This window comes from Bacillus sp. 16GRE42, assembly GCF_019837435.1.
Taxonomy (GTDB): Bacteria; Bacillota; Bacilli; order Bacillales; family Bacillaceae_G; genus Bacillus_A; species Bacillus_A wiedmannii.
On the sequence record NZ_JADAXF010000002.1, the window covers coordinates 161,713 to 175,308 of the forward strand.

Below are 13,596 nucleotides of genomic sequence, written 5' to 3' on the forward strand. Positions count from 1 at the left end.
ATAAACAATAAAGAAAGAGGTTATCCCCTTTCTTTATTTCGCAAACACTCCTGAAACAATACTCATAATTTTTTGGACAACTTCTTCAATTGATAAAGAAGTTGTATCTAATTCCAATGCATCATCAGCTTTCTTTAGAGGAGAAACTTCGCGTTCTGAATCTAATTTATCACGCTGAGCAATTTCTTTTTTTAACTGCTCTAAATTAGAATCGAAACCTTTATTTATATTTTCTAAATGTCTTCTTTCTGCTCTTTCTTCAACAGAAGCAAGCATAAAGATCTTCACTTCAGCATCTGGTAACACATGTGTACCAATATCACGGCCATCCATTACAACGCCGCCTTTTTCCGCTAACTCTTGTTGACGACGTACCATTTCTTCACGAACAAGGCGATGTTTCGCCACAATAGATACTCGATTCGTCACCTCAGGTGTACGAATTACTTCAGAAACATCTTGTCCATTTAAAAATACAAGTTGTGTATTTTCTCCTTGCTGAAACTCAATATTTACATTCTTTACAACTTCCATTAACTTCTCTTCATTTTCAATGTCCACTTTTTGTTCAAGGGCTGCATATGTAATCGTGCGGTACATTGCGCCTGTATCAATATAAACGTAAGAAAGTTTCTTTGCCACAACTTTTGCAACCGTACTTTTTCCAGCAGCTGCTGGACCATCTATAGCAATTGAAATTCGTTTATCCATTGTAACACCTCATTTTTTCACTTATAAAACAAAACGAAAAGCAGGTATTCTCCTGCTTCTTCTCATTTGCTTCACGTCATTAAATCCTCAATTATTGTAGCATAATCCTCCATAGAAGAAAATGAAAACTACCTATTCACCTGTAAGATTTCTGCTTTGTTTTTTACCATGACACCTTCATAATAAACAATTTTAGATAAATATTTCACTGATGACTTATGTATAAATAACAATTGCACAACAGAAAGACAAATGAATTGTATTACTAATATACGAATAAAAATTTTCTCCATCTTTTTCAATGTAATTGCTCCCTCCTATCCTACATTTACACATTTCGTTTCGTGATTTTATACATCGTATATATAGCAGCTAACTTTATTGTCATTTTCGAGGCATACTTTTATACATTTCCATTGTCGAATTTACTCAAAACATGTTATGTTCTAAATGTATTTTTCAACTTGAAAGGGGTATAAGCATTGAAAAGAATCCTAGTTTTACACACAGGTGGAACAATTGCAATGGAGGAAGATAAAGAAACTGGGGTCGTACAACCAGGTGAAAAAAATCCTCTTTTAAAATTTATTCCTGATTTAGAAGGCGATGTTGATTTAATCGTTGAAGACGTGTTCCATCTACCATCTCCTCATATGACACCGAGCGAAATGTTACAATTACAAGTCATCATTGATGAAAGAGTAAAACAAGACAACATTCATGGCGTAGTCATTACGCATGGTACGGATACATTAGAAGAAACAGCCTATTTCTTAGATTTAACAGTGCAAGCAACTATTCCAATCGTTGTAACAGGTGCAATGCGTTCTAGTAATGAATTAGGTGCTGATGGTCTATATAACTTCTTATCGGCTGTAAAAGTAGCTAGCTGTAGTGAAGCTGCTGAAAAAGGTGTTTTAGTCGTATTAAACGACGAAATCCATTGCGCTACAAATGTAACGAAAACACATACAAGTAACGTGGCAACATTCCAGAGTCCACAGTATGGACCAATTGGTATGGTAACAAAGCGCGGCGTTGTATTCCATCACGCTTTAGTACACCATGAAACATATTCAGTAAATAAGGTTTCTAAAAACGTAGTTGTTCTAAAAGCATACGCTGGTATGGACGATACATTGTTAGGAGCAATTGAAAACCTTCCAGTAGATGGGATTGTTATTGAAGCACTTGGACAAGGTAATTTACCTCCAAGAACACTTCCTAGTCTAGAACGATTAATCGACAAAGGAATTCCTGTCGTATTAGTTTCTCGCTGTTTCAATGGCATCGTGCAAGATGTATATTCATATGAAGGTGGCGGCAAACAATTAAAAGATATGGGTATTGTATTCACATACGGTTTAAATGCTCAAAAAGCACGTATTAAATTATTAGTTGCATTAGAGAATACAAATTCTCATGAAACAATCCAAAATATGTTTATGCACAATTAAAAAGAAGCTGTCGAAGTTTATTTCGACAGCTTCTTTTTATATTTCCCTTGACGCAATGGTTTGCGCAATCGCATCCCCATGAAATCGACCGTTCTCAATAAATATTTCATTTGCATTATTTCCAGCAGCAATTACACCTGCAATGAAAATATTTTCAGCGTTCGTTTCCATTGTATCCTCTGCATAAATCGGACGTCCTGTTTCTTCATCAATCCGAACACCCATCTTCGTTAAGAAACTATGATCAGGATGGTAACCAGTCATCGCAAATACAAAATCATTTTGGATTGTATATGCCTCATCATCGACTGTAAACGTTACTGTATGTTCAGTAATTTCTTTCATGTGAGCCCTGAAATGCATTTGAATTGTGCCGCTTCGTACTAACGCCTCAAACTCCGGCAAAATCCACGGCTTAATGCTTGGTGAATACTCACTTCCGCGATATAAAACCGTTACACGCGCACCGGTTTTAACAAGTTCTAACGCGGCATCTATACTCGAGTTTTTCCCACCTATAACTACTACATCTCGATCAAAATAAGGATGTCCCTCTTTAAAATAGTGAGCTACTTTCTTCAGTTCCTCGCCAGGAACATTCATATAATTTGGATTGTCATAATATCCAGTTGCTACAACAACATATTTCGCTATATATATTTCTTTACTTCCGTCACGCTTTGTTGTCTCAACATGAAAAACTTCTCCATCTTTTTGTACTTTCTCCACTCGCTCAAAAGCATTTACACGTACAGATTTACGCTTTACTACTTCACGATAATACGCAAGCGCTTGATTTCGAACTGGCTTACGATTTTCTGTAATAAAAGCTACATCACCAATTTCTAATTTTTCACTAGAAGAGAAAAATGTTTGATGAGTTGGATAATTATAAATCGCATTTACAATGTTTCCTTTTTCAATTACTAACGGATTTATCCCTACCTTTTGCAACGAAATCGCTGCTGCTAATCCGCACGGACCGCCTCCAATTATGATAGCTGTTTCTTTCTGCATACTCAGCTCACTCCTAGTCTTCTACCAATACGCTATTTATAAAAACAAGAAAAAACCTACTTACAGCAGTAGGCACCTATCTTTATTGTATTCATTTTTCATATATTTGTCATCTAAACGAAACGTACATCCGATAGACATCTGCTAAAAACTGCTGAAATTTAATACCTTGTTTCCCTAATACATTTTCAGGATCAATCTTTCTAGCTGGGTCAAGTGTTTTATGTGATACGATATCTTTCTTCGGATTCAAGCCGAAGTTTTGACATAAATACGCATGATACCACGTAAAACGGGTATATGCTTCCCAAAAGTTAACATCACCGCCATAACAAAGTTCCACTCCAATGGCAGCCTTATTGGCATCATAACCATATAAGTCATTATCTGTCGGCACACCATATCGAACGTGATAGGCAACTTCATTTATAGGAACAATTTCCAATATTGTTTTATCATCTATAAATGTATGTGCCGAAGCTTTCGGTTGTATTTCATTAAAATAATCCCGATTCCCTATCGCATTGCTACCAGGGTTCCCCGTATCATGACTTACAATAAACCTTACTTTAGAAAGAGGAATTCCCGGTCGTGAACTTCCATACCCAATATAGTTACGCTCTATAGGAAACATCGCCATTACTACCAACTCCCACTTCAGAAGATTACCTTACTTCTTTATATATGTATTCGGTAGCAATGTCCTTATCGCATATTTCTTACGCGAAGAGAAAATCGAAAATATTTGATGTGAACACCATAAATAATAAAATACTTACAGCAACTCCATAAAAACCGTAAAACCAAACACAATCTTCTTTCGTATCTAAACCGAAAAATTTATTTACAGATTGTAATAATGTGCCGCGCTTACTTTGTTTGTTTCTTAATACTTCCACTCGTTCTACAACATCTGCTGGCATCATAAATCTTTGGTCTACTGTCATTTTCATCATTTATCTCTCCTTAAAATCATTTCCGTTTTGTTTATCTAAGGAAAGTATAGCACGTTTGTTCGTGCAGAACAAGCGTTCTTTTTTGTTTTTATTTTATTTTTCAACAATCCAAGTAAGAATCGAGATTACAAAAGCGATAATCGGCCCTACTACAACTGCACCAAATATTAAAAACAGTAGTCCTTCTCCGAACATCCGAACGTTACTTGTTTTTCGGGCTTTCATCGTTCTTGAGAGTTCTCCCTCTAACCTCTTAACCTTTTCTTCTAATTGTTCTACTCGTTCCATCATTTCATTTTCCATATACAACACCTCACACTAATACTTCAACAAAAAAAACGTGATTCCCTCGAAAGGAATCACGTTTTCTCACGATATAATATTATACCCAACCTCTGAAGCGACTTGCTTCAGCCATTTTACGAACACCGACCATATACGCAGCTAAGCGCATGTTCACTTTACGAACTTGTGCTGTTTCATAAATAGAATCAAATGATCTTACCATTACTTTTTCTAAACGTTGTTCTACTTCTTCTTCAGTCCAGTAGTAACCTTGGTTATTTTGTACCCACTCAAAGTAAGATACTGTCACACCGCCAGCACTTGCTAATACGTCTGGAACAAGTAAAATTCCGCGATCTGTTAAAATTTTAGTTGCTTCTAATGTTGTTGGACCATTTGCAGCTTCAACAACGATTTTCGCTTTAATATTATTAGCATTTTCTTCTGTAATTTGGTTCTCAATTGCAGCTGGAACTAAAATGTCGCAATCCAGTTCTAACAATTCTTTGTTTGAAATTGTATTATTAAATAGTTTTGTTACTGTACCGAAGCTATCACGACGGTCTAATAAATAATCAATATCTAATCCGTTTGGATCATGCAATGCACCGTAAGCATCCGAGATTGCAATAACTTTCGCGCCTGCATCATGCATAAATTTAGCTAAGAAGCTACCAGCATTACCGAATCCTTGAACAACAACGCGTGCACCTTTAATATCAATATCGCGTTTTTTTGCAGCTTCGCGAATACAAATTGTTACACCTTTCGCCGTTGCTGTTTCACGTCCATGTGATCCACCTAATACAAGTGGCTTACCTGTAATAAATCCTGGTGAATTAAATTCATCAATACGGCTATATTCATCCATCATCCATGCCATGATTTGAGAGTTTGTGAATACATCTGGAGCTGGAATATCTTTCGTCGGTCCTACGATTTGGCTAATTGCTCGTACATAACCGCGGCTTAATCTTTCTAACTCACGGAATGACATTTCACGTGGGTCACAGATAATTCCACCTTTACCTCCACCGTATGGTAAATCAACAATACCACATTTTAAACTCATCCAAATTGAAAGTGCTTTCACTTCATTTTCTGTTACATTCGGATGGAAGCGAATTCCACCTTTCGTTGGACCAACAGCATCATTATGTTGTGCACGATATCCTGTAAATATTTTAACAGTCCCGTCATCCATACGAACTGGTATTTTCACTGTCATCATACGAATTGGTTCTTTTAATAATTCATATACTTCGTTTGGATAACCCAATTTTTCTAATGCTTCACTAATAACAATTTGTGTCGAATTCAATAGTTCAAAATGTTGTTCCCTTTGTTGTTGTGTTTTTGTTTGAGTTCCCTTTTCGGCTACCATAGTAAGTAAACCCCCTGTAATTTCACTTGTTTAGTAAACCTTCATTGCCTAGTATACACCGTTAAATTTGGAATGCAATAGAAAACGCTAACAAATATATACAAACTATTTCCTGTTGCAAGCGTTTTCACTATCATTATAGTCCTTTTATCGCTTTTAGAAAAGTAAAATACTTAAATATTTAAATATTTTTTATTTTACTTATATATAACAACTTAAGAAGATATTTTTAAGTATAGTAAAGAGCACCCAAATATTTATGATTCCCGCTATACCATCAATCGTTTTGACATTTTCAGACCAACATTTTAGGTTTCTCCAAATAAAAAACAAAACCTTAGCTTTGTTATATTAGCTAAGGTTTTGTTTTTTCACAAAGTAATTGTGTATTTGTTCAATTGCTTGAGAAGCCATTAATTCTTTACCATACTCCATTAGACGATAAATAGTTGCTGTAGACGGATTACCATATTCCGCTAAAATAGCTATAAAATCTGCCTTCAGTAATTGAACTTGCTCCTCTTCTTCCATCCAAAGATAGAAACGCCCATCCCACGTATATAGTTTTCCGCCAGTTACATCAAGGTTATATAAACGATTCGACAGGTTAATTACGTCATCTAGTGTAGCAAACTCATAAAGTATATGCTCGCTTTCATCTAGAGTCACTTGCATTTCAATAAACTCGTCACGGAACTCATCATCTGTATCCACATCTTGATGTTCTTTCGTTACAATTACGACCATTCCTTGCGCTTGTAGAGAAAATACTTCAACTGCAATCGGGCCATCCGCTTCAAACCCTAGTTCCTTATTTGCTTCTTGCATCATATCACGAAATAATTGCTGTACTTTCGGTGCATTTCTCCACAAATCTTCTTTTGTTAACCCTCGTTCAGATAAATCATCAAATGTTAAGAAAATTTTTATCTTATTGTAATTTAATCGTTCCAGCCTCATCTCATACCCTCCCTACGTAACCAATGAATATAATTTTTATTATATGAAATAGAAAATAGATGGTTCTTTTCGAACAACTATTCTAACATTTTTAACCAATCATCCCATTCTTCTTTCGTATCACCAATTAGGCATGTTTGAATGTTCAACTGATCTCGAGCACCTATTTCTCCTATAAATCCAACAGAAAGTTTCTCACTTTTTTCTTGCAACAAATTCATGTCTTTCATCGCGTTCTTAAGTTCTCGTTCCTCATTAAAAGAGACTACTACATATGTAGGTTGTATTTGCTCAACAGCTAACAAAATACCATCTTCCACTAAGCTTGACCTAATATATATCGCCTCATATCCTTTTAAGCGTAAATACGTTGAGAAAACAAACCCTTTCAACATATTATTTTCTAACACGACAACTTTGTGTATAGAAGAAAATGATGATGCATTATGATACACCATTCCTAGACGAGTTTGTAAAAATGATACGACATATTGGAATTGCACCATTGTAACTTCATTATTATTTTTTAACGTTAACAATTTATTTGACACTTGAAGAACAATACTTGCTATGACTTTTTCTGTTGCATAAATACTGAAAGCCTCGTTTAACAATGCAGAAGTTGTAATTTCATCAAATTTTAACAAAGCTTGCAGTAAATCGTCCACTAAAACAACTTCTCTATCGTAATGTATTTCTTTTTGAACATTACTCTGCAAACGATTCTCTTCTAATAATTGAACTGCTTGTCCAATCATCATGCCGGAAGAAACCTTGTCCATTAACCATTTCAAAATTTGAATATGTTCTTCTGTATATAATCGATGCCCCGCATGATTCCGCTTTGGGGCAATAATTTGATATCGTCTTTCCCATGCACGAAGCGTACTCGGCTGAATTCCAATTATATTCGAAACAGCTTTTATGTTATATTTCCCGTTTAGAGTTGGCATCATTTCCCTCCGCATAACGTAATAATATGTGTTTGAGCAGGTGCTCGGAAGCGAAGTGGAATCAACGTTGTTCCATACCCATTACTAACAAAAAGAGTCATATTTGAATGCTTATATACGCCACCTTTTAAATATTTTTTAGATGGGAATAATCGAATCTGTCCTCCATGTGTATGTCCACTTAACACAAGTGAAATTTGTTCTTTTCCAGACATTTTATTTATTATATCAGGGTTGTGGCTAATTAATATGCGAAAACCATCTTCTTTGCAATCAGCCAACGCTAAATCTAAACGATCACGCTTCAAACCAACATCATCTATACCGAGTAAACAAATTTTTTCTCCTAGTTCAGACTCAAATACAACTCTTGTATTATCTAAAACTTTCACATTATTTTCTAATAACAAAGCATCTAATTCATGATATTCAATCTCATAATCATTATTTCCCCATACAAAATATACAGGAGCTATCGCTCTTAACTTTTGTATATTTGCAGAAATTTTCGATAAAGGGACGCCTCTTTCCGCTAAATCACCGCCAATAATTACAAGGTCTACTTTTCCTTTTACTTGTTCAATTAATGAACTTGAAATGACCCTTCTATGAATATCAGAAATAAAAAACACCTTTACTTTTTGAAAACTTTTCGGAAATTCTTCAAAAAGTAAAGTATGTTCTAACACAGTATTACGCATCGCTTCTGTATACATTACAAGAAGAAATATAATACCAATACATATGAGAGCACTTAATAAGATAATCCATATCATATATTTTTTACTCCCTTCCTCATAAAGATAATCCTCCGTTTTTATAGTAGGTATGTTACTAGCTATCCTGCTTTGCGGACTTATCTTTTATCGGAATTTTTATTTCTTGACCTACATTCACTTCATCTTCTTGTAAATCATTATACTTTTTAATCACTTCAATCCCAGTTTCATCTGAAAAATATTGCTTCGCTATACTTTCTAAAGTTTCCCCTTCTTTCACTGTATGCGTTACTACTTTCTCAGATGTTGCCTCAGACTCAGATTTAGCTGAATCAAAGAAAATGACCTCAAACGCACTTTTCCCAGCGTTATTACCATCACTTTTCACCTGAATATATTTATCTGTATACCATAAGATACTAATTGGTAGTAATATGAATAGAAATGTTAAAACTCGGACGAAAATATGATTCATTTTAAACTTTTCTTTTTTCTCTTTATTTCTATGAATTTCACTACGCGGCGGTAAACTTTCTTTTTCTTCCACTCGCTCAACTTCTAATTCCTCTTCGAAATCAGGAATTCGTTTTCTCATGTTGTTCACCACCACCTTCCATTTATTTTCTTAATTGGAGTCCCATTATAAAATCAACAAGAAAGTGTGCAAAGATTGTTATAAATAAATTCCCTGTCCATTCAAATACATAACCAAAGACAAAACTAATGAAACAGACGAAACAAAACAAAAATGGCTTTGTTATATACCGAATATGTAACACTGCAAATACTAAACTGGCTATTACAATTCCAAAGTGCGTCTGCACTACACCTCTAAATAAAAATTCTTCTGCAAAGCCGATAATGAACGTAATAACGAGTAGGTGCATAACTGACATTCCTTGAAACATCTTATCGTTAATACCACCATCATCAAACCAAGACTCTGGAAATACTCGCATTGCAACATAATCTAATAACACAATACCAATCGCCAACAAGCCACCTATTATAAGTATAGACACCGGTTCCCACTTCCACAGACTATACACCGATTTTATATCTCGGAATAATATATATGCTAGTAAACAACCGATACCGATAATAATGAACTGTGTGATATACAGATTCAGCCTTATTTCTTTCGGACTCATATCTTCAATATTATGCCTTTGAATGTTCATCATTCCCCCATCTTTTCTAGACCGAAAAGCTTTTGTAACTCTGTTTCCCAATTATAGTCGAAATCCGATTGTTGCGCTTGTCTTTTTTTATAATCTGTTTTTGTAATACCACAATAGTCACAGCAATTTTTCAACTCGTTCTCTTTTCTATAACCGAACTGTTGCAACAAATATTCACGCCTACATTCTTTCACTTGTATCCACGATTTCATGTTTTCTAGCTCACTATATTTATTACGTAGCCTTATTTCTACTTCAGCTATTAATCTGTTCATAATTTCATCTGACAAGCTCTCTAATTTTAATTTTCGCTGTTGTATGATTCCAAGCTGTTCGAGATGATAGCGGATGAAACGCCAATACTGTTCATTAAATCTTGCTGCATTATAACAAATTTCTTCTACCTCTTCTATTGGTAATTCTTTCGTTGGAAACATTCTTTCTTGTAGTAAAGAGAATAAAAATTGTATTTGCGACTGACTTGGCAATTCATCTTCAATTATTGAAATTGGTAAATCGTGATCTAACGGACTACATAGTAAGATAGCTATACTCGGTTCACCGTCTCTTCCAGCTCTTCCGATTTCTTGTAAATAGGAAGCTACATTAGTCGGATAATGAAAATGAATAATATAGCTCGTATTCGACTTATTTACTCCCATACCAAAAGCACTTGTACATATTACAAGCTGCAACTGGTCATTCATAAACTGCTGTTGAATTAACATACGCTCTTCATGTTCCATACCACCATGATAAAAAGCGACACCAGTCACGCCTTTTCCTCTTAAATATTCCGTTAAACGTTCTGTCCACGCTCTGCTTGAACAATATACAATCCCTGGCCCTTGTAAATACATCACCTGGTCCAAAAGTGCTTCTTTCTTCTCTTCTATCGTCTCCACAAATTGTACTTCCATTGCGATATTTGGACGATCAATAGAGTATACATGCTGCGTCACTTTCTTCAAATCTAAACTTTCTGCTATATCCCGGAGTACATCTTTTGTCGCTGTTGCCGTTAATGCTAGCACCGTAGGAGACCCGATATTCTCAATGACTACATTTAGTTTTTTATAGTCTGGTCTAAAATCATAACCCCATTGTGAAATACAATGAGCCTCATCCACAACAAACAATGAAATATGAACTTTCTTCAATTCTCTTATTAACACTTCCGACTGCAACATCTCTGGTGAAACAAAAATAAATTTATATGAAGCTAATTTTTTCATCGCTTCTCTTTTTTCATGTAATGTCCGAAAACTATTAAATGCTATTACTCGGTTTTTCACAACATACTTTAATTGTGTAACCTGATCTTCCATCAAAGATAATAATGGTGATACAACAAGCACGGTTCCTTCTTGCATTAACCCAGGAAGTTGATAGCACATAGACTTCCCTCTTCCAGTCGGGAGCATTGCTATAACATCTTTTCCTTCTAACAAATCTGTAATTACCCCTTTTTGTCCTGGACGAAATTCAGAATATCCAAACCATCTATATAAATATTCCTCAAGCTTCATTTATACCCTCCATCCGCGCCAATACAAGACGAACTTCAAAATAAGAGATACCCTCTCCAACCGCTTGTTTCAACTCACGCAACTTACGTGTTTGTAATGCCTCAATTACTTTTGTCACTTTATCTATTTTGTCTTTTTCCATAAACATCTCGATTGAAAACTCTTTTTCCCGCAAAGCAATTTCAACAAAATGATCTTCTATCGTTGCAACCTTTAAATTTCTAATTGTCGCTATTTCATCTAAAGAGCGTCCTTGTCTCCAAAAATTATATGTTTTTTTCGTTGATAAACTAAATAATTCAGCTCTCTCATTTGGATAAGAGATAATCTCAGCTAATAGAGGAAATTCATTTTCTTTATCGCGAACTTCTTGTATAAAGAAGTGAATTGTACCCCAAAATAAAAAATACACCCGGAATATATCTTGTTTCGTAATTTCCGCTAATTGCTGCAATGTACAACCGATACGTTCATATCCTGTTAATCTATATGTTACAATCGTCGCTTCTACCACATCACCTTTTCCTAAAAGATTATGTATTTCTTTCCATAATCTTTTAGCCAATTCACTTCGCCTATATGGTATACCTGTTAAAAAACGTTTTACCCACATCATTATTTCTGTATCTTGTTGAATGGGAATAAACTTCGTATTATTCTGTTGTAAATTAGATATAGTTTGAATAATTAATGATAATCGTTTCCAAAATGTTTCACCTAATTCACCATAGTGTAAACCATGTAAATGCGCGGGAAAAGCATACACTTCCTCCCATGTATGTAACTGCATTTTACCTTTAGATGTTAACAAATATGTATTTTCATGTATTTCTCGAATCAAATCTACTTGCAACAACTTTGCAACTTCCCGATCATAGTCTGTTCTATTTAACGATTTATATATTCCAAACAAAAATGAAATTCGGAACATATTTCCATCTTGTAACGTTTGCGAAGATCGTTTTCCTTTTAATAAATAATAAATAGAAGAAACGGTCCTTTCACCATTCAATTGTTTTAAACAATACAATAAAGTATATTGTAGTTGCATTACCGCTTCCACCTTTCAATCTAGCTTAATTACTTTTTAGTATGATTGCACCATTCTATGTTACTCATTAAACTTATCATATCGGCACTATGTACTTGTATATAGTATATTGTACCAAACGAAATAACATTTACGTATTTTGAAAATCTTATGACATAATGCAAAAATTAGTTGACACTCTAATTGATAAGGATTATCATTATAATTTTATGTTGAAAAGTTTTAAAAACCGTTTTACAATAAGGTTATAATTTTTATGGCGAGCTTTTCACATACATATTATCAGGAGGGAAAAAAGATGGCAAAATATACAATCGTTGATAAAGATACTTGTATCGCATGTGGTGCTTGCGGCGCTGCTGCACCAGACATTTATGATTATGATGATGAAGGTATTGCATTTGTAACGTTAGACGATAACCAAGGTATCGTTGAAATTCCAGATGTATTGATTGAAGATATGATGGATGCATTCGAAGGTTGTCCAACTGACTCAATTAAAGTTGCTGATGAATCATTTGATGGCGACTCTTTAAAATTCGAATAGTCTTTTATTAACTTCAAAAAATATCCCTCATTAATATGAGGGATATTTTTTGTTTTCTATTTTCATTCTACTTAATAAAAAACCACTAGTAGCTCCATACTACTAATGGTTTTATTTTATATTTTATGCATTTTTCATTTTTGCAAACACCCATACTTTCAGGCGTGAGAATAACGCTACAAATACAATTGTCACAACAATTCCTTTAATCAAATTAAATGGTAAGATTGCCGTTACAACCGTTGTTCTTATAGCCTCGCTAGACATAGCTGGTGAATTTAAAAACCAAGTGTAAGCTGGGAATATAATGATGTAATTTAATACACTCATAATGAGCGCCATTGTAATTGTCCCTAGCATTAATCCTGTCGTTAAACTCTTAACAGTACGATACTTTCTAAATAAGAAAGCTGCCGGTCCAATAAATAAACACCCTGCAATAAAGTTAGCAATTTCTCCAACTGGCACTCCCGTTAAACTCCCTTGAATTCCGTAATGTAAAATATTCTTTATCGCCTCTACAATTATCCCTGCAACTGGCCCGAAAATAATTGCTGCAATTAGAGCTGGTACATCACTAAAATCAATTTTTAAAAATGGCGGAAGCCCTGGAAACGGGAAATCCAACATCATCAGTAAATATGCAATACTACTTAGCATCGCTACACTCACCATCTGCACTACACTGTTTTTTTGTTTCATCTTTCTCTCTCCTTTTCCATCGATCTTCTCATGGAAAGTGGAAAGGTTCTGCTATGCCTACTTTTTCATAGAACGAAAAAACCCTTTGTGTTTTACACAAAGGGAGAATTTAAGGCACATCAAACAGACGTTCAAATCCATATC

Annotated in this window: 17 protein-coding genes; 2 read left to right on the top strand and 15 right to left on the bottom strand. The window is 34.7% G+C overall.

Annotation, left to right across the window (positions count from 1 at the left end; translation table 11 throughout):
* Positions 1 to 33: 33 nt before the first annotated feature.
* Both cmk and ILS93_RS13080 read right to left on the bottom strand, forming a co-directional pair.
* A complete protein-coding gene (cmk, locus tag ILS93_RS13075) occupies positions 34 to 711 on the bottom strand; it encodes a (d)CMP kinase (protein ID WP_000361262.1) in 678 nt (225 codons plus the stop codon).
* 128 nt (positions 712 to 839) lie between these two features.
* On the bottom strand, positions 840 to 1,013 hold the full coding sequence (locus tag ILS93_RS13080) for a YpfB family protein (RefSeq protein WP_000738047.1): 174 nt from the start codon (positions 1,011 to 1,013) through the stop codon (positions 840 to 842).
* Positions 1,014 to 1,193: 180 nt separating this feature from the next.
* Between ILS93_RS13080 and ansA the strand changes: the two genes are divergently transcribed.
* Positions 1,194 to 2,168 carry an asparaginase gene (ansA, locus tag ILS93_RS13085; RefSeq protein WP_081257388.1) on the top strand — a complete coding sequence of 325 codons (975 nt, stop codon included), beginning with the start codon at positions 1,194 to 1,196 and terminating at the stop codon, positions 2,166 to 2,168.
* A gap of 36 nt (positions 2,169 to 2,204) precedes the next feature.
* Here the strand turns inward: ansA and ILS93_RS13090 are convergent, their stop codons facing one another.
* The 12 genes from ILS93_RS13090 to ILS93_RS13145 all read right to left on the bottom strand — a co-directional run bounded on the left by ILS93_RS13090 (position 2,205) and on the right by ILS93_RS13145 (position 12,203).
* Positions 2,205 to 3,185, bottom strand: a complete 981-nt coding sequence (locus tag ILS93_RS13090) for a YpdA family putative bacillithiol disulfide reductase (RefSeq protein ID WP_222660664.1) — start codon at positions 3,183 to 3,185, stop codon at positions 2,205 to 2,207.
* Positions 3,186 to 3,294: 109 nt separating this feature from the next.
* Positions 3,295 to 3,825, bottom strand: a complete 531-nt coding sequence (locus ILS93_RS13095) for a peptidoglycan recognition protein family protein (protein ID WP_001240648.1) — start codon at positions 3,823 to 3,825, stop codon at positions 3,295 to 3,297.
* Positions 3,826 to 3,904: 79 nt separating this feature from the next.
* On the bottom strand, positions 3,905 to 4,141 hold the full coding sequence (locus ILS93_RS13100) for a DUF3961 domain-containing protein (protein ID WP_001983018.1): 237 nt from the start codon (positions 4,139 to 4,141) through the stop codon (positions 3,905 to 3,907).
* A 93-nt stretch (positions 4,142 to 4,234) separates the two neighbouring features.
* The gene (locus ILS93_RS13105; protein ID WP_000426773.1) at positions 4,235 to 4,444 is read right to left on the bottom strand and encodes a hypothetical protein; all 210 of its coding nucleotides are present in this window, start codon (positions 4,442 to 4,444) and stop codon (positions 4,235 to 4,237) included.
* Positions 4,445 to 4,523: 79 nt separating this feature from the next.
* Positions 4,524 to 5,810: an NAD-specific glutamate dehydrogenase gene (gene gudB / locus ILS93_RS13110; protein WP_000225171.1), complete on the bottom strand. Its 1,287-nt coding sequence runs from the start codon at positions 5,808 to 5,810 to the stop codon at positions 4,524 to 4,526.
* Positions 5,811 to 6,161: 351 nt separating this feature from the next.
* A complete protein-coding gene (locus ILS93_RS13115) occupies positions 6,162 to 6,770 on the bottom strand; it encodes a genetic competence negative regulator (protein ID WP_001235391.1) in 609 nt (202 codons plus the stop codon).
* 77 nt (positions 6,771 to 6,847) lie between these two features.
* Positions 6,848 to 7,723: a MerR family transcriptional regulator gene (locus ILS93_RS13120; RefSeq protein WP_064476623.1), complete on the bottom strand. Its 876-nt coding sequence runs from the start codon at positions 7,721 to 7,723 to the stop codon at positions 6,848 to 6,850.
* The gene (locus tag ILS93_RS13125; RefSeq protein WP_064476624.1) at positions 7,723 to 8,499 is read right to left on the bottom strand and encodes a metallophosphoesterase; all 777 of its coding nucleotides are present in this window, start codon (positions 8,497 to 8,499) and stop codon (positions 7,723 to 7,725) included. The genes ILS93_RS13120 and ILS93_RS13125 overlap by 1 nt, the downstream gene beginning before the upstream one ends.
* Before the next feature lie 58 nt (positions 8,500 to 8,557).
* Entirely contained in the window at positions 8,558 to 9,037 is a 480-nt protein-coding gene (locus tag ILS93_RS13130; RefSeq protein WP_001231546.1) for a LysM peptidoglycan-binding domain-containing protein, read from the bottom strand.
* A 22-nt stretch (positions 9,038 to 9,059) separates the two neighbouring features.
* Positions 9,060 to 9,623: a CPBP family intramembrane glutamic endopeptidase gene (locus tag ILS93_RS13135; protein WP_001025763.1), complete on the bottom strand. Its 564-nt coding sequence runs from the start codon at positions 9,621 to 9,623 to the stop codon at positions 9,060 to 9,062.
* Positions 9,623 to 11,152 (bottom strand): RecQ family ATP-dependent DNA helicase, encoded by a 1,530-nt coding sequence (locus ILS93_RS13140; RefSeq protein WP_064476626.1) that lies wholly within the window; start codon positions 11,150 to 11,152, stop codon positions 9,623 to 9,625. The genes ILS93_RS13135 and ILS93_RS13140 overlap by 1 nt, the downstream gene beginning before the upstream one ends.
* The gene (locus ILS93_RS13145; protein ID WP_064476627.1) at positions 11,142 to 12,203 is read right to left on the bottom strand and encodes a YpbB family protein; all 1,062 of its coding nucleotides are present in this window, start codon (positions 12,201 to 12,203) and stop codon (positions 11,142 to 11,144) included. The genes ILS93_RS13140 and ILS93_RS13145 overlap by 11 nt, the downstream gene beginning before the upstream one ends.
* A 298-nt stretch (positions 12,204 to 12,501) precedes the next feature.
* On the opposite strand from ILS93_RS13145, the gene ILS93_RS13150 reads away from it, so the two are divergent.
* Positions 12,502 to 12,750 carry a ferredoxin gene (locus ILS93_RS13150; RefSeq protein WP_001151994.1) on the top strand — a complete coding sequence of 83 codons (249 nt, stop codon included), beginning with the start codon at positions 12,502 to 12,504 and terminating at the stop codon, positions 12,748 to 12,750.
* A gap of 123 nt (positions 12,751 to 12,873) precedes the next feature.
* On the opposite strand, the gene ILS93_RS13155 is transcribed toward ILS93_RS13150, so the two are convergent.
* A complete protein-coding gene (locus tag ILS93_RS13155; protein ID WP_000810851.1) occupies positions 12,874 to 13,452 on the bottom strand; it encodes an ECF transporter S component in 579 nt (192 codons plus the stop codon).
* Positions 13,453 to 13,596 lie beyond the last annotated feature (144 nt).